Raw genomic sequence first — 20,985 nt, forward strand, 5'->3', positions numbered from 1 at the left:
GCCAAGGGTCCGGCCGCCGCACAATGATAAGCCCGTCCACGAGGGAAGCTGACATGGCACATGAAAAAAACCACGACTATCACATCCTGGCCCCGTCCGTCTGGCCCCTTCTGGGCGCAGTCGCGGCCTTCATCATGCTGTTTGGTGCGGTGCTCTGGATGTCCCCCTCGGTCGAAAACAACCAGCCTTGGATGTTCCTCGTCGGCTTTGTCGGCGTTCTTTACACCATGTATGGCTGGTGGTCCGAAACGGTGGCCGAAAACCAGGTCGGCGATCACACGCCCGTGGTGCGCATCGGCCTGCGCTACGGCTTCATCCTGTTCATCATGTCCGAGGTGATGTTCTTCGCCGCTTGGTTCTGGAGCTTCTTCAAGCATGCCCTGTACCCGATGGGCGAGTTCTCCCCGGCCATCGATGGTGTCTGGCCCCCCGCAGGCATCGAGACGTTTGATCCGTGGCACCTGCCGCTGATCAACACGCTGATCCTGCTCTGCTCGGGCGCGGCGGCAACCTGGGCGCACCATGCGCTGGTCCACGAGAATAACCGCGAAGACATGAAAAAGGGCCTGCTTCTGGCCGTCGCTCTGGGCGTGCTCTTCACCTTCTTTCAGGCCTATGAGTACAGCCATGCGGCCTTCGGTTTCTCGGGCAATATCTATGGCGCGAACTTCTTCATGGCCACCGGCTTTCACGGCGCGCATGTGATCATCGGGACGATCTTCCTGTTCATCTGCTACCTGCGCACGGTCAAGGGCCACTTCACCCCCGACAACCATGTCGGCTTCGAGGCGGCAGCCTGGTACTGGCATTTCGTCGATGTCGTCTGGCTGTTCCTCTTCGCGGCGATCTATATCTGGGGCCAGTAAGGCAGGGGCCCGCGCCCCGGACGCGTGCTCGGGGGGCCATCGAAAGCAAGGCTGAAATGCGGGGGGTGAGCCTTCCGCATTTTTCGCTTGGTAAGGGAAAGTTTCATGCGGCGGCTGCTGGTGCCATTGTTGATCGGTCTGGTCGGGGCGGGCATTCTCATTGGTCTCGGTACCTGGCAGGTGCAAAGGCTGGCTTGGAAAGAGGGCATCCTGGCCACCATTGACGCCCGCCTCGCCGCCGCGCCCACCGACTTGCCGGCCCAGCCTGATCCCGAGGCGGACAAGTACCTGCCAATCACGGTGGAGGGCACGCTGATGCCGTCCGAGCTGCACGTGCTGGTCGGCGCCAAGGACCTGGGCGCAGGATACCGCTTGATCCAGGTCTTCGAGACGGGCGGACGCCTTATCATGGTGGATCGCGGATTGGTGCCGCTTGAGGCCAAGGATGCCCCGCGAGAGGGGGGCAGGGCGCGTCTTGTCGGCAATTTGCACTGGCCCGAGGAAATAGATAGCTACACCCCCGCGCCGGATGAGGACCGCGGCATCTGGTTTGCCCGCGACGTGCCCGCCATGGCCAAGGCACTGGGAACCGAGCCCATACTGCTTGTCGTGCGCAGACAGGAAGCCGGGCCAGGGGGCGAGATCACCGCATTGCCGGTGGACACCGCCGCGATTTCGAACAATCACCTGCAATATGCGATCACCTGGTTTTCCTTGGCTGCGATCTGGCTGATGATGACGGGGTATCTGATCTGGCGCCTGACGCGCCGGGGCGAGACAGAAGGCTAGGCCATGAAATACGTATCCACGCGGGGACAGGCCCCGATCCTGAGCTTCGAAGAAGCGATGCTGACGGGCCTTGCGCGCGACGGCGGGCTCTACCTGCCTGAGACGATCCCGCAGATGTCGCACGCGGATATCGCCGGGCTGGCAGGCCTCAGCTATGAAGAAACGGCGTTTCGCGTGATGCACCCCTTCATCGGCGATGCCTTCACCGATACCGAGTTTCGCGGCATCATCGCGCGCGCCTATGCGGGCTTTGCCCATGCCGCGCGGGCGCCTCTGGTGCAGCTGGCGCCGGGCCATCACCTCCTGGAGCTCTTCCACGGCCCCACGCTCGCGTTCAAGGATTTCGCGATGCAGCTGATCGGTCAGCTCTTCGAGGCCTCGCTGACGCGCCATGGCCGCCGCGTCTGCATCGTGGGGGCCACCAGCGGCGATACCGGCTCGGCGGCGATCGACGCGTTCCGGGGGCTGGAGGCGGTCGATGTCTTCATCCTCTACCCGCATGGCCGGGTCAGTGAAGTGCAGCGCCGCCAGATGAGCACGCCTTCCGAGGCCAATGTGCATGCGCTCGCGATGGAGGGGCATTTCGACGATTGCCAAGCCCGCGTGAAGGATATGTTCAACGATTTCGAGTTCCGCGATGCCGTCAGCCTTGCGGGCGTCAACTCGATCAACTGGGCGCGTGTTCTGGCGCAGGTGGTCTATTACTTCACCTCTGCCGTCAGCCTTGGCGCACCGCATCGCAAGGTCAGCTTTACCGTCCCCACGGGCAATTTCGGCGACATCTTTGCCGGCTACATCGCCAAGCGGATGGGCCTGCCCATCGACCGGCTGGTGGTGGCGACCAATCAGAACGACATCCTGCATCGCTGCCTGACGGAAGGTGCCTACACTCCCGACGGCGTCATCCCCTCGATCAGCCCGTCGATGGACATTCAGGTGTCCTCAAATTTCGAGCGCGCGCTGTTCGAGGCGTATGGCCGCGACGCAAACGCCACCGCTCAGCTAATGGAGGAGCTGAAGGCCGGCGGGTTCACCGTCAGTCAGGGCGCGCTTGAGGCGCTGCGCGAGACGTTCGATTCGGGCCGCTGCGACGAGGATCAGACGCGCGCCGCGATCAAGCGGACATGGGAGACGACCGGCGAATTGCTCTGCCCACACAGCGCCATCGGCGTGCACGTGGCCGAAGAGCACCTGAAGCCCGGCGTGCCCATGATCACGCTGGCCACCGCGCATCCCGCCAAGTTCCCCGCGGCGGTCGAGGAGGCAAGCGGTCAGCACCCCCCCTTGCCCTCGCATATGGCGGACCTTTATGACCGTGAGGAACGGATTACCGAGGTGCCCAATGACCTCGGCGCCATCGAAACACTCATAAAAGAACGGACCGCGCATTGAGCGTCAATCTCACCACACTTTCCAACGGCTTTCGCATCGTGACCGAGAATATGCCGGGGCTGCAATCTGCGGCCATCGGCGTCTGGGTGCTGGCCGGGGCGCGCAACGAGTTGCCACAGCAGAACGGCATCGCCCATTTCCTTGAACACATGGCCTTCAAGGGCACCGGACGCCGCAACGCGCTGCAGATCGCCGAGGCGATTGAAGATGTGGGCGGCTACATCAACGCCTATACCAGCCGCGAAGTCACCGCCTATTACGCGCGCGTTCTGAAAGAGGATGTGCCCCTCGCGCTGGACGTGGTGGGGGATATCTTGCGCAACTCGGTCTTCGATGTGTCCGAGATCGAGACCGAGCGCGGCGTGATCCTGCAGGAGATCGGTCAAGCCCTCGATACGCCGGATGACATCATCTTCGACTGGCTGCAGGAAAAGGCATACCCGGACCATCCGCTTGGTCGCGCCATTCTGGGCCAGCACGAGGGTGTCGCGCGGTTCAGCCGCGAGGATCTGACCGGCTTTGTCGATCAGCATTACAATCCGGGCCAGATGGTGCTGTCGGCTGCGGGCGCCGTCGATCACGACGCGCTGGTCAAGGCCGCCGAGGCGATGTTCGGCGACATGAAAGCCAAAGAGGTGCAGGTCGCGCCCCGCGCTCAGTTCCGCGGCGGCGAGAGCCGGACGGTCAAGCTGCTGGAGCAGGCGCATATGGCGCTGGCCTTCGAGAGCCCTGATTACGGCGATCCGGCCATCCACGCGGCGCAAATCTATTCAACTGCCCTCGGGGGCAGTATGTCCTCAAGGCTCTTTCAGGAAATTCGGGAAAAGCGCGGTCTTTGCTACACGATCTACGCGCAGGCGGGCGCCTATGCCGATACGGGCATGATGACGATCTACGCCGGCACCTCGGGCGATTCGATGGCCGGGCTGGCCGAGATCACCATAGACGAGATGAAGCGCGCGGCCGATGACATGCGCCCCGACGAGATCGAACGCGCCCGTGCGCAGATGAAGGCGGGCCTGCTCATGGGGCTTGAGAGCCCCTCGAACCGGGCTGAGCGCCTTGCGCGCATGATCCAGATCTGGGGCCGCGTGCCCGCCGTCGAGGAAGTTGTCGAAAAGATCGATGCCGTGACGTTGCAAGACGTGCGTGCCATCGCTGAACAGACAGCCGCGCGTGCGCCCGCCGCGCTGGCGCTCTACGGTCCGGTCGAGGATGCGCCATCGCTGGAGGCCCTGCAAAACCGGCGCGCTGCGTGATGCTTCTGACGCGGCGCAAGGTTCGGATCGAGACCGAGCGGATGAGCCTGCGCCAGCCGGTGATGACCGATTTTCGCGACTGGTCGCACCTGCGCAAGGTCAGCTCCGATTTCCTCACCCCGTGGGAGCCGACCTGGGCCGCTGACCACCTTTCGCGCAAGGGGTTCACAAACCGCGTTTACTGGGCGCAGCGCAGCATCACGGGTGGCACGGCGCTGCCGCTTTTCCTGATCCGGCGCAGCGACGAGCGCCTTCTGGGTGCGATTACCCTCGACAATATCCGGCGCGGTCCCAGCCAGTCGGGTACGCTGGGCTATTGGATCGGCGAGGCCTATGCGCGGCAGGGTTACATGCGTGAGGCGATTCCGGCGATGGTACATTATGCGTTCGACCGGCTGGACCTCAGTCGGATCGAGGCCGCCTGCCTGCCCTCCAACGCCGCGTCGCGCGGGCTGCTGGAAAAATGCGGCTTCAAATATGAGGGCGTCGCGCAAAGCTATCTACAGATCGCCGGACGCTGGCGCACCCATGTGCTATATGCCGCGCTGCGCCATGACCGGCGCGGTCGCAGTGACGCGGGGCTTTAACGCGGGTTATTGCTGCTTGCGCCGCCGCCGGGCGGCGCTAGGGTCTGGCGCATGACAGATACAGCCTCATTCATCGCCCGCCTGACCTCAGAACTGCCCGCCGCCGCGCTACGCGAGATCGCCCCGCATTACCTGGCCGAACCGCGCGGGCGCTGGGACGGTCATGCCTGCGCTGTTGTGGCACCGGCGACAGCCGAGGAGGCCGCTACCGCAATCCGCCTGGCGAGCAAGGCGGGCGTGCCGGTGATCCCCTATGGCGGTGGGACGGGCCTTGTCGGGGGGCAGGTGGCGCAGGGCGGGGCCGCGCCGCTGCTGATCAGCCTCGAACGGATGACAAAGGTCCGCGAGGTTTACCCGGATGAGAACGTGATGATCGTCGAGGCGGGCGCGATCCTGTCGGATGTCCATGACGCTGCCGCAGAGGTGGATCGCCTCTTTCCGCTCAGCATCGCGGCCAAGGGCAGTGCACGGATCGGCGGGCTGCTGGCGACCAATGCGGGGGGCGTCAACGTGCTGCGCTACGGCAATGCGCGGGATCTCTGCCTCAGCCTTGAGGCGGTGTTGCCGTCAGGCGAGGTCTGGCACGGGCTAAAGCGGCTGCGAAAGGACAATACCGGCTACGATCTGCGAAACCTTCTGATCGGCTCCGAAGGCACGCTGGGCCTGATCACCGCGGCGGTGTTGAAACTGGCGCCGCGCCCGGCGGGCGAGGGCACCGCGCTGATGGTGGTGGAAAGCCCCGCCGCCGCGCTGAAACTGCTGGCGATGGCGCGCGATCACATGGGCGAGGGCGTCAGCGCGTTCGAGCTGATGCACCAGCAATGCCTGAATTTCCTCGCCGAAACGATGCCGCAGGTCCGGCAGCCATGGGCCGAGCCACCCGAATGGTTCGTGCTGATCGATGTCGGACTGGCGCGCGGTCTGGACCCGGCGGAGGCGCTGGAGGCGCTGTTTGGCGACGCGCTGGAAGCGGGGCTGGTCAGCGATGGGCTGATCGCGCAATCCGAGGGGCAGCGACATGAATTCTGGAATATGCGCGAGTCGGTCCCGGAGGCCAACCGCCATATCGGCGCCGTCAGCTCGCATGACGTATCGCTGCCATTGGGTGCGATCGCGGAGTTCGTGGCGGTTGCACCGGATGCGTTGGCTCGGATCGGCGCGTTTCGCATCAACTGCTTTGGCCATCTGGGCGACGGAAACCTGCATTACAACGTCTTCCCGATGCCCGGTCGTGGCCGCGCAGATCACGAGGATCAGCGCGATGCGATCAAACGGGCGGTGCATGATCTGGTTCATGCAATGGGCGGATCGGTGAGCGCCGAGCACGGGATTGGGCGGCTGAAGGTCGACGATCTGGAGCGCTATGGCGATCCGGTTAAACTGGCAGCGATGCGCCAGATCAAGGCCGCGCTCGACCCGCAGGGCATTATGAATCCCGGCGCGGTGCTGCGCGCTAAAACGCCGTCTCAGGATTTATAAAGCAAGAAAAAAGCGAGCCCGGAGGCTCGCTTTCATGTTTCCTGCAATGGCCTTGGCTTATTGCCAGTTCACCTCGTTGAAGATCGCCTGCGCTTCCTTGGCATTGGCCGAGAAGGCCGATGTTGGTGTGGTGCTATCGGCCTTGAATTCGCCCAGACGTTCGGTCACCTCGTTCGAGGGAACGCTCTCGACCGCCGGATACTCGTTGTTCTGGTTGGCGAAATGCTGCTGCGCGAAATCGCTGGTCAGGAATTCCAGCAGCGCCTTGGCCTCTTCGGGGTTCGGTGCGGATTTGGCGATGGCGGCGGCAGTCAGGTTCACATGCGCGCCGCGCCCGTCCTGATTGGGCCAGACCCAGCCGATGTTGTCGATGCCGGAGGACAGCCCTTCGACGTCTTCCTGATACCCGCGCAAGAAGTAGTAATGGTTGGCGACCGCGATATCGCACTCGCCCGAAACGATGCCGCGCAACTGGTCCGTGTCGCCGCCCTGAGGCGCGCGCGCCATGTTCTCGACCACGCCCGAGGCCCATTCCTTGGCCGCCTCCGCTCCATCCGTCTCGATGATCGAGGCCAGCAGCGACTGGTTGTAGACGTTGGACGAGGACCGGATGCAGACCTGCCCCTTGTATTCGGGATCGGCCAGCGCCTCATAGGTTTGCGGCGGGTTTTCGACACGGTCCTTGGCGTAGAAAATGATGCGCGCACGCTGGCTGACGCCGAACCACAGATCGTCCGGGTGGCGCAGATGCTCCGGCACGGCGGCGTCGATGGCGTCCGATGCGTAGGGCTGCAGGATGCCGGCTTCTTCGGCGCGCGACATGCGGCCTGCATCAACGGTGATAAAGACATCCGCCGGGCTGTTGTCGCCTTCGGCCTCGAGGCGCGCGATAAGCTCGTCGGCCTTGCCCTCGATGCGGTTGACGGTGATGCCCGTCTGCTTGGTGAACTCCTCGTAGAGCGCGTCGTCACTGTCGTAATGGCGCGAGGAATAGACATTGACCTCGGCGGCCATCGCTGTGCCTGCAAGGGCGATCAGTGACGTGGCGGCGGCAAGGCGCGAGGCGATTGTACGTAGCATACGGATGGTCCTTCTTATCCGACGGTTTTGGTAAACTATCTCTCTCTATTCTGACAAAAAGAGTCAAGAGGGGATCGCCACGCAGTCCGGCTTGCACCAGCGGCAATTCGTCCTCATTCTGCCGGTCAGATCGCAAGGACGTTCATCTCTAGGGAGACCGCAATGACATTTGCTGTGCGCCAGGACGCGCTGGACATCCAGAACGAAATGCCGTGGGAGGCGCGTGAGCGGCCTGCGACCATCCATGCGATGCTGGCCGAAACGATGCGCGCGCATCCGCAGCGGCCGGCCATCAGTTACCAGCTGACTGCAGGGCCGCGCGATCCGGCGCGGACCCTTACATGGGCGGAGTTCCACGCAGAGGTTTGCCGCGCAGCGAATCTGTTCCGCAGCCTTGGCGTGCGCGAGGGTGATGCGGTCGCGCTGGTCCTGCCAAACTGCCTCGAGACTGCGGCAGCAACGCTGGGCGCGATGATCGCGGGCATCGTTGCGCCCATCAATCCGCTTCTGGAGCCGGAACAGATCGCCGCCCTCTTGCGCGAGACACGTGCGCGCGTCGTCGTCACGCTCAAGGCGTTTCCCAAGACCGATATCAGTGCCAAGCTGGCCGAGGCCGTACGCCATGCGCCCAAGGTCGGCACGGTTCTGGAGGTGGATCTGAACCGCTACCTGCGTCCGCCAAAAAGCTGGTTGGTCCCGTTCCTGCGCCCGCGCGACACCGGCACCCACCGCGCTGATGTGCTGAGCTACGCCAGCGAGATTGCCCGCCAGCCCAAGGCGCTGACCTTCGAGGAGACCGGGAAGGATCGCGTCGCGGCGTATTTTCATACCGGCGGCACCACCGGCATGCCGAAGATGGCGCAGCATCGATATGACGGAATGATCTACAACGGCTGGCTCGGCCATCGCCTGCTCTTTGACCAGATGGACGTGCTGATGTGTCCGCTGCCGCTCTTTCATGTCTTTGCGTGCCACGTCGTGCTGATGTCGGCGCTGAAATCCGGCGCCCATGTGATCCTGCCCACCCCTGCGGGCTATCGTGGTGAGGGGGTGATCGGCAATTTCTGGAAGCTCTGCGAGCGCTGGGGTGTGACCTTTGTCATCACGGTGCCGACTGCCGTTGCGGCGCTGATGCAGCGTAAGGTGGATGCGGATATCAGCCGGGTCAAGAACGCCTTTTCCGGCAGCGCGCCCATGCCGCTCGAGCTCTTCAAGCGGTTCGAGAGCGCGACAGGCATGACCGTGATCGAGGGCTATGGACTGACCGAGGCGACCTGCCTCGTGTCTTGCAATCCGCCTGCGGGGGAAAAGAAGGTCGGCTCGGTCGGTATCCCTTTTCCGCATACGGACGTGCGTATCATCCACGCGACGGATGACGGCCCGTTGACTTGCGGACCCGATGAGGTTGGTGAAATCTGCGTCAGTAATCCGGGCGTCTATGTGGGCAACACCTATACCGATCCCGCGCGCAATCGCGATCTTTTCCATGGTGAGCACCTACGCACCGGCGATCTGGGCCGGATCGATCCGGATGGCTATCTGTGGATCACGGGCCGCGCCAAGGATCTCATCATTCGCGGCGGCCACAATATCGACCCCGCCGATATCGAAGAGGCGCTGATGGGGCATCCTGATGTCGCCGGCGCGGGCGCGATCGGTCAGCCCGATGCCCATGCGGGCGAACTGCCTTGTGCCTATGTGGAACTGGTGGAAGGGGGTAATGCCACGACCGAGGAGTTGCTGGAGCACTGCCGGCAGCGCGTGCGCGAGCGGGCCGCAGTTCCAAAACATATCGAGATACTGGACGAGTTGCCCAAGACGGCCGTCGGCAAGGTTTTCAAGCCGGATCTGCGCAAGCGCGCCATTGCGCGCATCTATGACGCCGCCTTGCGCGAAGCGGGCAGTGACGCGCGCGTCGCACAGGTTGTCGATGACAAGAAACGCGGCCTTGTAGCGCAGATCACCGGCGATGGCAGCGACGAACGCGTCGCCACCACGCTGGGCAACTTCACCCGGCCTTGGGAATGGGCCGAAAAGGATTAACGATTTTCAGCGAAAATCCTACCGAGATTTTTCGCTAAAAAAAACCTTGAGCGAACTGCTCGCGTCGGCGCCGGAAGATCCGGCGCCGGCTTTTCGAGGATCAGCCGATATCCTTGTAGCTGACCTCGGGCGTGTCCTTGCCCGCCTTTTCGCGCCGCACGATCAGGCGGCTCAGCGCGTGGACATAGGCCTTGGCCGAGGCGACGACGGTGTCGGTATCCGCCGATTGCCCGGTCACGATGCGCCCGCCTTCTTCCATGCGCACGGATACGGTTGCCTGCGCGTCGGTGCCTTCGGTCACGGCATGCACCTGGTAGAGTTGCAGGCGCGCTTCATGCGGGAAAAGGTTCTTGACCGCGTTGAAGCAGGCATCGACCGGGCCGTCGCCGGTGGCTTCGGTGCTATGCGGGACGCCATCGATCTCCATGGTCAGCTCCGCGCTTTGCGGCCCTTCGGTGCCGCAGACGACGCGCAGGGACTTGATGACAAGCCGGTTTTCATCCTCGGCGGCATCGGTCGTGGCCAGCGCGATCAGGTCTTCGTCATAGACCTCCTTCTTGCGATCGGCGAGCTCCTTGAACCGCACGAACACATCGTTAAGCTGGTTCTCGGCCAATTCATAGCCCAGATCCTTGAGCTTCGAGCGCAGCGCGGCGCGGCCCGAATGCTTGCCCATGACGATATTCGTCTCGGCCAGGCCCACATCGGCAGGGCGCATGATCTCGAACGTCTCGGCGTTTTTCAGCATGCCGTCCTGATGGATGCCGCTCTCATGCGCGAAGGCGTTCTTGCCCACGATCGCCTTGTTGAACTGCACGGCAAAGCCGCTGACCGTGGCGACGCGGCGCGAGATGTTCATGATCTTCGTCGTGTCGATGCCGGTCTGATAGGGCATGATGTCGCCGCGCACCTTCATCGCCATCACCACCTCTTCCAGCGCGGTGTTTCCGGCCCGCTCGCCCAGGCCGTTGATCGTGCATTCGATCTGCCGCGCGCCGCCTTCGACGGCGGCAAGGCTGTTGGCCGTCGCCATGCCCAGATCGTTGTGGCAATGCGTAGCAAAGATGATCTCATCCGCGCCCGGCACTTCGGCGATGAGGCGGCGGATCAGGTCGGCGGATTCGACGGGGGCGGTGTAGCCAACGGTATCGGGGATATTGACCGTGGTCGCGCCCGCCTTGATCGCGATTTCGACGACGCGGCGCAGATAATCCCATTCGGTGCGGGTCGCATCCATCGGCGACCACTGCACGTTGTCGCAGAGGTTGCGCGCATGTGTGACCGTCTCGTGGATGCGCTCGGCCATTTCGTCCTGCGTCAGGTTCGGGATGGCGCGGTGCAGGGGCGACGTGCCGATGAAAGTGTGTATGCGCGGCTGGCGCGCGTGCTTCACCGCCTCCCAGCAGCGGTCGATGTCCTTGAGGTTCGCCCGCGCCAGCCCGCAGATGACGGCGTTCTGGCTCTGCTTGGCAATCTCGCTGACGGCGCGGAAATCACCTTCGGAGGCGATGGGAAATCCCGCCTCGATGATGTCGACGCCCATCTCATCCAAGAGCTGCGCGATCTCCAGCTTCTCGGCATGGGTCATGGTTGCGCCAGGGCTTTGCTCGCCGTCGCGCAGCGTGGTGTCGAAGATATAGACGCGGTCTTTGGTGCTATCTGTCATGGTTCTGTTCCGTCTCAAATGTGGTCTTTGGCGGCTGCAGGCGCGCCGCTGGTTCCGGTGTTGGGCTCACCCTTGGGCTCGATCAGCAGGACGTGCGCCTCGGCCTTGGCGCGCGGCCGGTGGACCGTTCCCGCAGGCACGATCAGCAATTCTCCGGCCCCGAAGGTCACGCTGTCCGCGCCCTCGCAATCCATCACCACTTCGCCAGCGAGGACGAGAAAGAAATCATCCGTCTCTGCATGGCTGTGATAGGGGAATTCGCCAGCGAATTTGACGACCATCACGTCGTTGCCATTGTATCTGGCCACCACCTTGGGATCCCAATGGGTGTCAATTTGCGCCAGCTTGGCGGCAAGGTTAATCTTGTGCATGGTCGTTTGATCCTGATGCTAATCCGGGTGATTTTCCGGCGCGCTATGGCACATCCCCTGAGCGCTCGCGCCGGACCGGCACGCTCAGAGGCGGCTTAGCAGCAGGCGCGCAGCAACCAGCGCATGGCAGGGGCCATGTGCGAAGGACGTGATATGCTGCGTCATCGTCATGAGTATCAGGTTAACCTCAGCGCGCCGCGATGAAAAGGCGGTTTTTTACATGTGCGCCGTTGAAGGCGCGGGCGCGGCCTCTACCATTCCTGCCATGACACATAGATCCCTCATCATCGGCGCCTCGGGCGGTATCGGCGGCGCGATTACCGCGCGGCTAAACGAAAACGGAAGTGACGTGACCACGATCTCGCGCAGCGACGATGGCCTCGACGTGACCGACGAGGCGAGCGTTGCCGAGTGCATGAAGAAGGCCGAGGGCGAGTTTCAACTGATTTTCGTTGCCACCGGCGCGCTGGAAATCGACGGCGCCGAGCCGGAAAAGGCGCTGAAGGATGTCAGCGCCAAGGCGATGGCGGATCAATTCGCGGTCAATTGCATCGGGCCCTCGCTGGTGATGAAGCACGCGCTGCCGATGTTGCCGCGCAAGGGGCCGTCCTGCTTTGCCGCGCTGTCGGCGCGCGTCGGGTCAATCGGTGATAACCAGATCGGCGGCTGGTACTCCTACCGCACCTCCAAGGCCGCGCTGAACCAGATGATCCACGGCGCCGCGATCGAGTTGAAACGCACGCATCGCGAGGCGATTTGCGTCGCGCTGCATCCCGGCACAGTGGCCACCGACTTCACCGCCAAATATGCGGGCCGTCACAAGACGACCCCGCCGAGCGAGGCCGCGCATAACCTTCTGTCGGTTCTCGAAGGGCTGGGCCCCGAAGATACCGGCCTCTTCTTCGACTGGCAGGGCGAGCGGGTCGAGTGGTAGCGCCGCGCCTCGTTCTTGTTCTGGGCGATCAGCTGAGTGACGGGCTGCCGGCGCTGCGTGAGGCTGACAAATCCCGTGATGTGGTCGTGATGGCCGAAGTGACGGAGGAGACGGGTTACGTCCCGCACCATCCCAAGAAGATCGCGCTCGTTCTCTCGGCGATGCGCCACTTTGCGGACGCGCTTCGCGATACTGGTTGGACCGTGGAGTATTCCAAGCTCGACGACGAGGATAATACCGGCTCGATCCCCGGCGAGCTTCTGCGCCGCGCCGATGCGCATGGCGCAAGCGAGGTCATCGCGACTCGGCCCGGCGAGTGGCGCCTGATTGAGGCGCTGGACGACATGCCGCTTGATTTGACTACCTTGGCCGATGACCGCTTCATTGCCTCGCCGAAGGAGTTCGACGACTGGGCTGAGGGTCGCAAGGAATTGCGGATGGAGTATTTCTACCGCGAGATGCGGCGCAAGACTGGCCTCATGATGCAGCACGGAGAGCCGGCTGGCGGCAAGTGGAATTTCGACCACGACAACCGCAAACCGGCGCAACCCGACATGCTGCGCAGCGCGCCCATGTCGTTCACGCCCGATGAGATCACCGAGAACGTGCTGACCCTTGTCGAGCGGCGCTTTGACAACAATTTCGGCACGCTGCGTCCCTTCAACTTTGCCGTGACTCGCGGAGAGGCGCTGCGCGCACTCGACCATTTCGTTAAATACCTACTCGAGGAGTTCGGCGATTATCAGGACGCGATGCTGACGGGCGAGCCTTTCCTCAATCACTCACTCCTTTCGCCCTACATCAATCTCGGGCTGCTTGGGCCCTTGGAAGTGTGCCAGCGGGTCGAGAAAGCATGGAAGGATGGCGATGCGCCGATCAATGCCGCCGAGGGGTATATCCGCCAGATCATCGGCTGGCGCGAATACATGCGCGGCATCTATTTCCGCGAGGGTCCGGACTACACGTCGCGCAACATTCTGCGGCACGGTCGCAAGCTGCCGTGGGTGTATTGGGGCGGCGAGACGAAAATGGCCTGCATGGCGGATGCGATCGGTCAGACGCGCGATCAGGGCTACGCGCATCATATCCAGCGCCTGATGGTGACGGGCAATTTTGCGCTTCTGGCCGGGATCGCGCCCGAGGAAGTGCATGAATGGTATCTGTCGGTTTATATTGACGCTTACGAATGGGTGGAGGCGCCCAACGTCATCGGGATGAGCCAGTGGGCCGACGGCGGTATCATCGCGTCCAAGCCTTACGTCAGCTCCGGCAACTACATAAACAAGATGTCGGATTACTGCGATGGCTGCGCCTATTCGGTCAAGCAGAAGACCGGCGAGGGATCCTGCCCATTCAACACGCTCTACTGGCAGTTTCTGGATCGGCATCGCCAGCGTTTCGAGGGCAATCACCGCATGGGCATGGTCTTTCGCACATGGGACAAGATGGATGCCGAGAAGCGTAGCGATGTGCTGAAGACCGCCGAGGCGTTTCTGGAGCGGATGGATGCGGGCGAAGTGGTGTGAGCCCCTGAAGCGATACCAGTCCGGCTACCGCTCCGACGTTTGTTCGATCCACGCCGCTGCGCTCTGCCCCGCATGGCGCCCCGTGGCAAGGCAGGCGGTGATCAGGTAGCCGCCCGTCGGCGCCTCCCAATCCAGCATCTCGCCCGCCGCGAAGGTGCCGGGCCGGTCCCTCAGCATGAGGCCCGCATCCAGCGCATCGAGCCGCAGGCCGCCCGCCGTCGAAATCGCCTGATCCATCGGAAGCGGGCCTTTATGCTTGACCGGCAGGGCCTTGATCACCGGCGCCAGATCGTCGGGCAGGGGCCGTGCGAACTCCATCAAAAGAGCCTGCTTTTCCGGCGTCCATTTGAGTACCTTTCGCAGATGGTTCGCCTTGCTTTCCTTGCTGCGCTTGCGGGAGAGGCGCTGGCGGATCTCCTCCAGCGTCAGATCAGGCATCAAATCCAGCGTCAACGGCGCGCCTTCTCGCACCGTACGCGACACCTCGTAGATACCGCCGCCCTCGATACCCGCGTGGCTGATCACAATCTCTCCGCGCGAGGTCATGTTGCCGGCCCGCAGCGCGATGCCTTTGACCGGATGACCCATATGGCGCTCCATATGAGCCGACCAATCGACCGCGAACCCCATATTTGCGGGTTGAAACGGCACCACCTTATCCAGCAGTTGCGCGGCCCAGGCGCCGTCCGATCCCAGCCGCGCCCAACTGGCCCCGCCGCACGCCAGAACCGTCGCGCGGGGCGCCAGGCGCTGCATCCCCTCGGGCGTGTCCATCAGCACCGCATCCCCATCCCAGCCCTGCCAACGCCAGCGCCGCATGATCCGCACGCCCAGCCCGTCGAGCCTCGCGAGCCAGGCGCGCAGTAGAGGTGATGCTTTCATCGCCTCGGGAAAGACGCGCCCGGTGGTGCCGGTGAAAAGCGGCTGACCCAGTTCGCGCGCCCAGTCCTGGACGTCCTCGGGTCCGAAGGCGCGCAAGACATCGCCAAGGGGTCCGGTGCCTGAGCCATAAGCGGCCAGGAACGCCTCCGTCCCCTCGGCTTTCGTCAGGTTCAGCCCGGATTTCCCGGCCATCAGGAATTTGCGGGCAGGGGATGGCTTGGCCTCGGCCACGATCACCGAATGGCCCGCGCTAGCCAGCACCTCGGCGGCCATCAGACCGGCGGGGCCAGCACCTATAACCAGCGCATCGGGTATGTTTTCAGCCATCATCCTCTTGCCTCCGCGCGGCGCTGCGCCACTCTCTTGGACCGTAGCCGCAAAAGGAGCCAGCGATAGACGACGCCGCCCCCATATGCCCGATCTGCCAACGCCCGATCCCGCCGGACGCCAAACAGAGCCTGCATCACCTTACGCCCAAGCTGAAGGGCGGCAAGGGCGGGCCTGTCGTGCTGGTTCACCAGATTTGCCATAACGAGATCCACGCGACCCTCAGCGAAGCTGATCTGGCGCGCGTGTATAACACGCCCGAGGCGCTGCGCGCGCATCCGCGGTTGGCCAGGTTCATCGCATGGGTGCGCAAACGCCCGCCGACGTTTCACTCGAAAACGCCCAAGAAACTGCGGGGGCGCAAGTGATCAGGCGCTGCGCCCCGTCTCTCTGACCGTGTCGATCATCAGCTGCACATTCGCCGGGTCCGCATCGGGCGTGATGCCATGCCCGAGGTTGAAGATATGCGGGCCATTCCGCAGCGCTTCGACGATATGCTTCGTCTCGCGCACCAGATCGTCGCCGCCGGTGACCATGTGGCGCGACGCGAGATTGCCCTGCACGCAGCCGTCCGGCTGCACATGCTTGGCCACCCATTCGGCGCTGACCGAATCGTCCACCGCCACGCAATCGGCGCCGGTCGCGGCGTGAAAGCCGATGTATTTATCGCCGGCTTGGCGGGGAAAGGCGATGATCGGGATGCCGGGATGACGCTTTTTCAGCTCCGCGATGATCTGCTTCGTGGGCTCCAGCGCGTAGCGGTCGAAATCGGGGCCTTTCAGCGACCCGGCCCAGCTGTCGAATATCTTGACGACTTCTGCACCCGCGTCGATCTGGGCCGAGAGGTATTCGATCGTCGCCGCCGTGATCCGCTCGATCAGGGCGTCGAAGACCGCCGGATGCGTGCCCTTCAGCTCATGCGCCGGGCCCTGATCTGGCGTGCCCTTGCCCGCGATCATGTAGGTGGCCACGGTCCAGGGCGCGCCGGCAAAGCCGATCAGCGTCGTCTCCTTCGGCAGGGCCGAGGCGAGGTTGCGCACCGTCTGATAGATGGGCGACAGCGTCTCGTGAATGTCCTCCACCGGGCGCAGCTGCGCCAGTTCCGCCTCGCCGGTGATGGTCGACAGGCGCGGGCCCTCGCCGGTGACAAACCACAGATCCGCGCCCAAGGCCTGCGGCACCAAGAGGATGTCGGCAAATAGGATCGCCGCGTCAAAGCCATAGCGGCGGATCGGTTGCAGCGTCACCTCGGTGGCCAGATCCGGGTTGTAGCAGAGCGACAGGAAATCCCCGGCCTCGGCCCGCGTCGCCTTGTATTCGGGCAGGTAGCGGCCCGCCTGGCGCATCATCCAGATGGGCGGGGTGGGCAGCGTCTCGCCCGCAAGGGCACGCAGTATCGTCTTGTCCGGGGTGGGGTTGGCCATGATGCGTCCTTCTCTATGCGCCTTGGGTGGTCGCCGCCGGGCGCGGCAATGTCAAGCATGCGCTCTCTTGCCCTGCGCCCCGTGCACAATTAAACCGCCCCCATGACATTGCAAATGCCCACACCGATGGCCCCGATGAAACTGGGCACGCGCGGCTCGCCGCTTGCCCTTGCGCAAGCCAACGAGACCCGCGCGCGCCTTGCTGCCGCGTTCGATCTGCCGTTTGAGGCGTTCGAGGTGGTCGTGATCAAGACGACGGGCGACCGCATCATCGACCGACCGCTGAAAGAGATCGGCGGCAAGGGCCTTTTTACCCGCGAGATCGAAGAGGCGCTGCTGTCCGGTGAGATCGATATCGCGGTCCATTCGATGAAGGACATGCCGACGCTGCAGCCCGAGGGACTGCTGCTGGATACCTACCTGCCGCGCGAGGATGTGCGCGACGGGTTCGTCTCGCCCGGCTATGCGACGCTGGCCGACCTGCCCGAAGGATCCAAGGTGGGCACCTCTTCGCTGCGCCGCCGCGCGCAGGTGCTGGTGGCCTATCCGCATCTTGAAGTGGTCGAGTTTCGGGGCAACGTTCAGACTCGTCTGAAAAAGCTTGAGGATGGCGTCGCCGCCTGCACCTTCCTTGCCATGGCGGGGCTGAACCGGCTGGAGCGCACGGATGTGGCGCAAAGCGCGCTGGACCCGTCCGTGATGCTGCCCGCCATCGCGCAGGGTGCCATCGGGATCGAACGGCGCGCGGATGACAGCCGCGCAGCGGAAATGCTGAGCGCGATCCACGATGTTGAAACCGGCCAGCGCCTTGCCGCCGAGCGTGCGTTTCTGGCCGCTCTCGACGGCTCCTGCGAGACACCGATTGCCGGGCTGGCCGAACTGGAGGGCGATACGCTGCACTTGCGCGGCGAGGTCCTGCGCCCGGATGGATCACAAAGCATCAAGGATGCCCGCAGCGCGCCCATCGCGGATGGCGCCGATCTGGGCCGCGCGATGGCCGAGGATATGTTGCGCGAGGCCGGGCCGGGGTTTTTCGACTGGCGACAGTGATCAGCGCTGCGGTTCCATATCGGGCCGCATGTCCTTGAGCGCCAGAAGCGCCGCGCCCGCCAGCATCAGCGCACCGCAAAACTTGTTCACGAAACCAAAGCGCGCGCCCCGCAGCACGCCCGCCGCCCGCGCGCCCAGCCAGCCCCAGAGCATCAGGATCGCGCCGTCGACCACCAGATAGGTCGCGCCGAGGATTGCCAGCTGCGGCATGACCGGCGCGGCAGGGTCGATGAATTGCGGGAAAAGCGCGCCGAAGAACACGACGGCAAAGGGGTTGGCCATCGAGGTGAGGAAGCCTTGGCGGTAAAGGCGTGCGGCGCCGTTCTGCGCAGGTCTCGTCTCCTCTGCGCCGCCCTTCGACAGGATCAGTTGCAGTCCGATCCACGCCAGATACGCGACACCCAGCCACTTGATCCAGGCAAAGGTGGTGGCCGAGGTGGCGATGATCGCGGCAAGGCCGAAGGCGGCGGCGGTCATCTGGATTGTGTTGGCCGAGAGGTCTCCGGCCAAGGTCCAGAGACTGCGGCGCAGCCCGTGCCGGATGGCGTTCGAGACAATCAGAAGCTGGCTGGTGTCGGGCGGCGTCACGAAAAAGACGGCGACGGCAGCGAGGTAGAGCAGGTAGGTCTCAACACTCATCGACTTACCCTTTCCGGGCTATTCCACCGCGCGGATCAGCTTGCGCTCCAATACCCGTAGCACTTGGCGCAGGTCCGCGCCACGTTTCAGGATCTGGCCGTCCATGCCGATGACGGCATATTGCCCTTGTTTGCCGCGCAGTTTGGGGCGTTTTTCGATACGGTAGAGCGGATGCTCGGCCGTGCGCCGAAAGACCGAGAAGACCGCCACATCCCGCAGGCTGGAAATGCCGTAATCGCGCCATTCGCCTGCTGCCACCATGCGCCCATAAAGCGACAGGATCACGCCCAACTCGGTGCGATGAAAGGCGACTTGATCGGGCGCGGCGAATGTCGGAGAGGGCGATTGGTAGCTCATAGCGTCAGAGTTGCGCTGAAATCGCGCCAGATCAAGCCTTAAGCCCCGATCACGCGAATTGCCCCTGACAGAACCAGCCCGAACTCAGCGCCGCGCCATGCGCGTAAAAGAGCCACAGCCGCGCGCCCCCCGCGGTGACCACCTGCCAGTAATCGCGCACGCCGCTTCGCCATTCGGGATCGTCCAGCCACCATTCGGGCGCGATGCGCTCGGGACCCGTTGCGCTTGTCAGCGCGTGATCCTGACCGCGCCAGCGAAATTCCGCAGGCGGACGGGGCACGTCCGGAGCGCTCACCAGCTCGGGGCGCCAGAGGAGCAGGGGGCGCGGTCCGGGGGGCATGGGCCATGCACCGGCGGGGGCGGCTTCGGACCAGGCGGCGGGCTGCACTGTACTGCATTTTTCGGGGATGTGGCTGCTGGCCGGATGCCGCCGCGTGATCAGATCGAGGCCGACACGCGCGCCGATGCGCCCGATCAGGTCTTCGAGCGCGGTATCGCGGCCCGCCCTTTCTCGCGCGGCGCGGCTAGCATCCAGATGCCCGGCGGCGCGGGTGGCATAAATCGGCTCGACCTGCGTCGCCTCCAGCCGCAGGATGTCGATGCCATAGCCCGCGTCCAGATCATCGAGCTTCATCGCTAGCAGGGGGGTGATCCGCTCGGGCTGATCGGCGGGGCGCGCGAGGCCGATCTGCACCCAGCCGGCGGTCCCGTCCGAGCGATAGGCTTCCAGCCGGATGGCGCGCGCGCCTTGCCCCTTGGCGCGCAAGAGATCGCACAGGCGCGGGATGAGACGCTCCAGCGCGGCCTCGACATCCTCGCGCAGCCCGATGGGGTCGGGCAGGCTGAGCCGCGTGGCAAAGCGGGGCGGCGCGGCATGGGGCGAGACAGGCTCGGGCACCGCGCCCAGGGCCTGGTCCATGCGCATCAGCAGCCCCTTACCAAAGCGCCGCGCTAGCGGGCCGCGCGGCTGGCCGATGAGGTCGCCAATGCGTCTGAGGCCGAGGCGCGCAAGGGCCGCGGCGGTATCGCCATCGAGGCGCAGCGCGGTGACGGGCAGGGGCGCCAGCGCCTGCCGCGCCATGCCGGGGGCGGCGACGCGCGGGGCGCTGCCTTGGGTCTGCGTGCCGGGCGCGGTGCCGCCCCGCTCCCAATGGCGTCGCTTGGCCGCGCGGGACCGGGTTGCGCGCGCCTCCTGATCAATCGCGTCGCCCGAGCGGTCATGCACCACGCCGCGCCCGGCATATCGCGCCAGCGCCCAGGCCGCGCCGGGCGTGTCGGCCAGCCCGCATTCCGCGTGCACACCCAGATCGGCGGCATCCTGAAGCACCGTGTCGATCAGCGCCGGCTCGCCGCCGAACAGATGCGTGCAGCCCGTCACGTCCAGCATGAGCGCATCGGGCGGCTGCGCGGCCACCCAGGGGCTATACCGCCCGGCCCATCGGGTCAGCGCATTCAGGAACGCCGCCTCGGCGTGAGGGTTCTGCGCCCGCGTGATCAACCCGGCGCACATCGCATGCGCGTCGCGCGCAGGCTGGCCCACGCGCAGCCCCGCCGCCGATCCCAGCGGGCAAAGGGCGCTGATGACCTGCATCTGCCCGGTCTCCTCCAACACAGCGAAAGGTGCGCCATGCAGATCACCGAGACGGCGCAGCAGGCGGTCGGCCCCGAGGCGGGGAAACCAGACTGAGAGGATTCGGCGGGCGGGCATGGCGGCAAATTGTTCATTATTTGTTCCTACAATTACCGTTCGCGCAAACCAGAGTCGAGTCGCTCGCTTTCGCTTGGAGCTAAGGACAAAGTCCTCCGAGCTCGCGTCAGCCTGCCCGACGGGACAGGCGCGCGCCCGATTTGCCGTAACTCTCTAGCTGTAAGCTTTCAACAGGTTGTCCGTTCGATCCCTTGCGAGTTGGTTGGAGTTACCAAGCACCAATGCCGTTCGGAGGGATCGAATGAACGAACATCAGAATGCCAGACTAACGCCTTTGGGTCGAGATCGCCTTGTTCGGCTGATCGGGCACGGCATCACTTTTCCGGAGCGGCGCTGGCGTGCGGCGTTTCGGCCAGGACCGCCGCGAAGTGGTGGCACCGGTTTGAGCAGAACGGTCTCGATGGGGTGAAGGACCGGACGTCGCGCCCGCGTTCTCTGCGCAACCCGACGCCGGCGATGTTGCCGGTCGGATCGTCGCATTGCGCCGGGACCCGGCTGACCGGAGCTCATATCGCGGCGAAGACCGGTGTTTCACCCGCGACTGTCAGCAGGGTGCTCCGGCGGGCGGGTTTGTCGCGGTTGCGTGATCTGGAGCCCACCGAACCG

At 64.4% G+C, this 20,985-nt stretch carries 20 protein-coding genes; 12 read left to right on the forward strand and 8 right to left on the reverse strand.

Annotation, left to right across the window (positions count from 1 at the left end; all coding sequences use genetic code 11):
• Nucleotides 1–53: 53 nt before the first annotated feature.
• The 6 genes from ACEWPM_RS16075 to ACEWPM_RS16100 all read left to right on the forward strand — a co-directional run bounded on the left by ACEWPM_RS16075 (nt 54) and on the right by ACEWPM_RS16100 (nt 6,372).
• Nucleotides 54–866, forward strand: a complete 813-nt coding sequence (locus ACEWPM_RS16075) for a cytochrome c oxidase subunit 3 (RefSeq protein WP_393933786.1) — start codon at nt 54–56, stop codon at nt 864–866.
• 105 nt (nt 867–971) lie between these two features.
• Nucleotides 972–1,655, forward strand: coding sequence for an SURF1 family protein (locus ACEWPM_RS16080; protein ID WP_393963168.1), 684 nt, complete (start codon nt 972–974; stop codon nt 1,653–1,655).
• Between the two features lie 3 nt (nt 1,656–1,658).
• Nucleotides 1,659–3,047 (forward strand): threonine synthase, encoded by a 1,389-nt coding sequence (gene thrC, locus ACEWPM_RS16085; RefSeq protein WP_393963169.1) that lies wholly within the window; start codon nt 1,659–1,661, stop codon nt 3,045–3,047.
• Complete coding sequence (locus ACEWPM_RS16090) at nt 3,044–4,306, forward strand: M16 family metallopeptidase (RefSeq protein WP_393963170.1); 1,263 nt, start codon at nt 3,044–3,046, stop codon at nt 4,304–4,306. Before thrC ends, ACEWPM_RS16090 begins: the two co-directional genes overlap by 4 nt.
• Nucleotides 4,306–4,893, forward strand: coding sequence for a GNAT family N-acetyltransferase (locus ACEWPM_RS16095; protein ID WP_393963187.1), 588 nt, complete (start codon nt 4,306–4,308; stop codon nt 4,891–4,893). Before ACEWPM_RS16090 ends, ACEWPM_RS16095 begins: the two co-directional genes overlap by 1 nt.
• Before the next feature lie 51 nt (nt 4,894–4,944).
• Nucleotides 4,945–6,372, forward strand: a complete 1,428-nt coding sequence (locus ACEWPM_RS16100; RefSeq protein ID WP_393963171.1) for an FAD-binding oxidoreductase — start codon at nt 4,945–4,947, stop codon at nt 6,370–6,372.
• Nucleotides 6,373–6,429: 57 nt separating this feature from the next.
• Here the strand turns inward: ACEWPM_RS16100 and ACEWPM_RS16105 are convergent, their stop codons facing one another.
• The gene (locus ACEWPM_RS16105; RefSeq protein WP_393963172.1) at nt 6,430–7,452 is read right to left on the reverse strand and encodes a Fe(3+) ABC transporter substrate-binding protein; all 1,023 of its coding nucleotides are present in this window, start codon (nt 7,450–7,452) and stop codon (nt 6,430–6,432) included.
• Between the two features lie 162 nt (nt 7,453–7,614).
• Between ACEWPM_RS16105 and ACEWPM_RS16110 the strand changes: the two genes are divergently transcribed.
• On the forward strand, nt 7,615–9,495 hold the full coding sequence (locus ACEWPM_RS16110; RefSeq protein WP_393963173.1) for an acyl-CoA synthetase: 1,881 nt from the start codon (nt 7,615–7,617) through the stop codon (nt 9,493–9,495).
• Nucleotides 9,496–9,595: 100 nt separating this feature from the next.
• Here the strand turns inward: ACEWPM_RS16110 and ACEWPM_RS16115 are convergent, their stop codons facing one another.
• Together ACEWPM_RS16115 and ACEWPM_RS16120 are read right to left on the reverse strand one after the other, a co-directional pair.
• Nucleotides 9,596–11,161 carry a 2-isopropylmalate synthase gene (locus tag ACEWPM_RS16115; protein ID WP_393963174.1) on the reverse strand — a complete coding sequence of 522 codons (1,566 nt, stop codon included), beginning with the start codon at nt 11,159–11,161 and terminating at the stop codon, nt 9,596–9,598.
• Nucleotides 11,162–11,175: 14 nt separating this feature from the next.
• Nucleotides 11,176–11,532, reverse strand: a complete 357-nt coding sequence (locus ACEWPM_RS16120; RefSeq protein ID WP_393963175.1) for a cupin domain-containing protein — start codon at nt 11,530–11,532, stop codon at nt 11,176–11,178.
• A gap of 265 nt (nt 11,533–11,797) precedes the next feature.
• Between ACEWPM_RS16120 and ACEWPM_RS16125 the strand changes: the two genes are divergently transcribed.
• Together ACEWPM_RS16125 and ACEWPM_RS16130 are read left to right on the forward strand one after the other, a co-directional pair.
• Nucleotides 11,798–12,466 carry an SDR family NAD(P)-dependent oxidoreductase gene (locus ACEWPM_RS16125; RefSeq protein ID WP_393963176.1) on the forward strand — a complete coding sequence of 223 codons (669 nt, stop codon included), beginning with the start codon at nt 11,798–11,800 and terminating at the stop codon, nt 12,464–12,466.
• Nucleotides 12,460–13,992 carry a cryptochrome/photolyase family protein gene (locus tag ACEWPM_RS16130; protein WP_393963177.1) on the forward strand — a complete coding sequence of 511 codons (1,533 nt, stop codon included), beginning with the start codon at nt 12,460–12,462 and terminating at the stop codon, nt 13,990–13,992. Before ACEWPM_RS16125 ends, ACEWPM_RS16130 begins: the two co-directional genes overlap by 7 nt.
• Nucleotides 13,993–14,016: 24 nt before the next feature.
• Here the strand turns inward: ACEWPM_RS16130 and ACEWPM_RS16135 are convergent, their stop codons facing one another.
• The gene (locus ACEWPM_RS16135; protein WP_393963178.1) at nt 14,017–15,204 is read right to left on the reverse strand and encodes a TIGR03862 family flavoprotein; all 1,188 of its coding nucleotides are present in this window, start codon (nt 15,202–15,204) and stop codon (nt 14,017–14,019) included.
• A gap of 62 nt (nt 15,205–15,266) precedes the next feature.
• Between ACEWPM_RS16135 and ACEWPM_RS16140 the strand changes: the two genes are divergently transcribed.
• Nucleotides 15,267–15,569, forward strand: coding sequence for an HNH endonuclease (locus tag ACEWPM_RS16140; protein WP_393963188.1), 303 nt, complete (start codon nt 15,267–15,269; stop codon nt 15,567–15,569).
• Here ACEWPM_RS16140 and hemE read toward each other — a convergent pair whose 3' ends face one another.
• Nucleotides 15,570–16,625, reverse strand: a complete 1,056-nt coding sequence (gene hemE, locus ACEWPM_RS16145; RefSeq protein ID WP_393963179.1) for a uroporphyrinogen decarboxylase — start codon at nt 16,623–16,625, stop codon at nt 15,570–15,572.
• A 102-nt stretch (nt 16,626–16,727) separates the two neighbouring features.
• Here hemE and hemC point away from each other — a divergent pair, with 102 nt between their 5' ends.
• Entirely contained in the window at nt 16,728–17,675 is a 948-nt protein-coding gene (gene hemC / locus ACEWPM_RS16150) for a hydroxymethylbilane synthase (protein ID WP_393963180.1), read from the forward strand.
• Here hemC and ACEWPM_RS16155 read toward each other — a convergent pair whose 3' ends face one another.
• Genes ACEWPM_RS16155 through ACEWPM_RS16165 form a run of 3 tightly spaced genes read right to left on the reverse strand, consistent with a single transcriptional unit; the run spans nt 17,676 to nt 20,379 of the window.
• Entirely contained in the window at nt 17,676–18,314 is a 639-nt protein-coding gene (locus tag ACEWPM_RS16155) for a LysE family translocator (protein ID WP_393963181.1), read from the reverse strand. It abuts the gene before it with no gap.
• 18 nt (nt 18,315–18,332) lie between these two features.
• Entirely contained in the window at nt 18,333–18,671 is a 339-nt protein-coding gene (locus ACEWPM_RS16160; RefSeq protein ID WP_393933822.1) for a DUF2794 domain-containing protein, read from the reverse strand.
• Nucleotides 18,672–18,720: 49 nt separating this feature from the next.
• On the reverse strand, nt 18,721–20,379 hold the full coding sequence (locus tag ACEWPM_RS16165) for a Y-family DNA polymerase (protein ID WP_393963182.1): 1,659 nt from the start codon (nt 20,377–20,379) through the stop codon (nt 18,721–18,723).
• 198 nt (nt 20,380–20,577) lie between these two features.
• Here ACEWPM_RS16165 and ACEWPM_RS16170 point away from each other — a divergent pair.
• A partial coding sequence (locus ACEWPM_RS16170; RefSeq protein ID WP_420768029.1) for a helix-turn-helix domain-containing protein occupies nt 20,578–20,985 on the forward strand: 408 nt, incomplete at its 3' end.

The sequence above is a fragment of the Roseovarius maritimus genome, from assembly GCF_043355895.2.
In the GTDB taxonomy this organism is placed as follows: Bacteria; Pseudomonadota; Alphaproteobacteria; order Rhodobacterales; family Rhodobacteraceae; genus Roseovarius; species Roseovarius maritimus.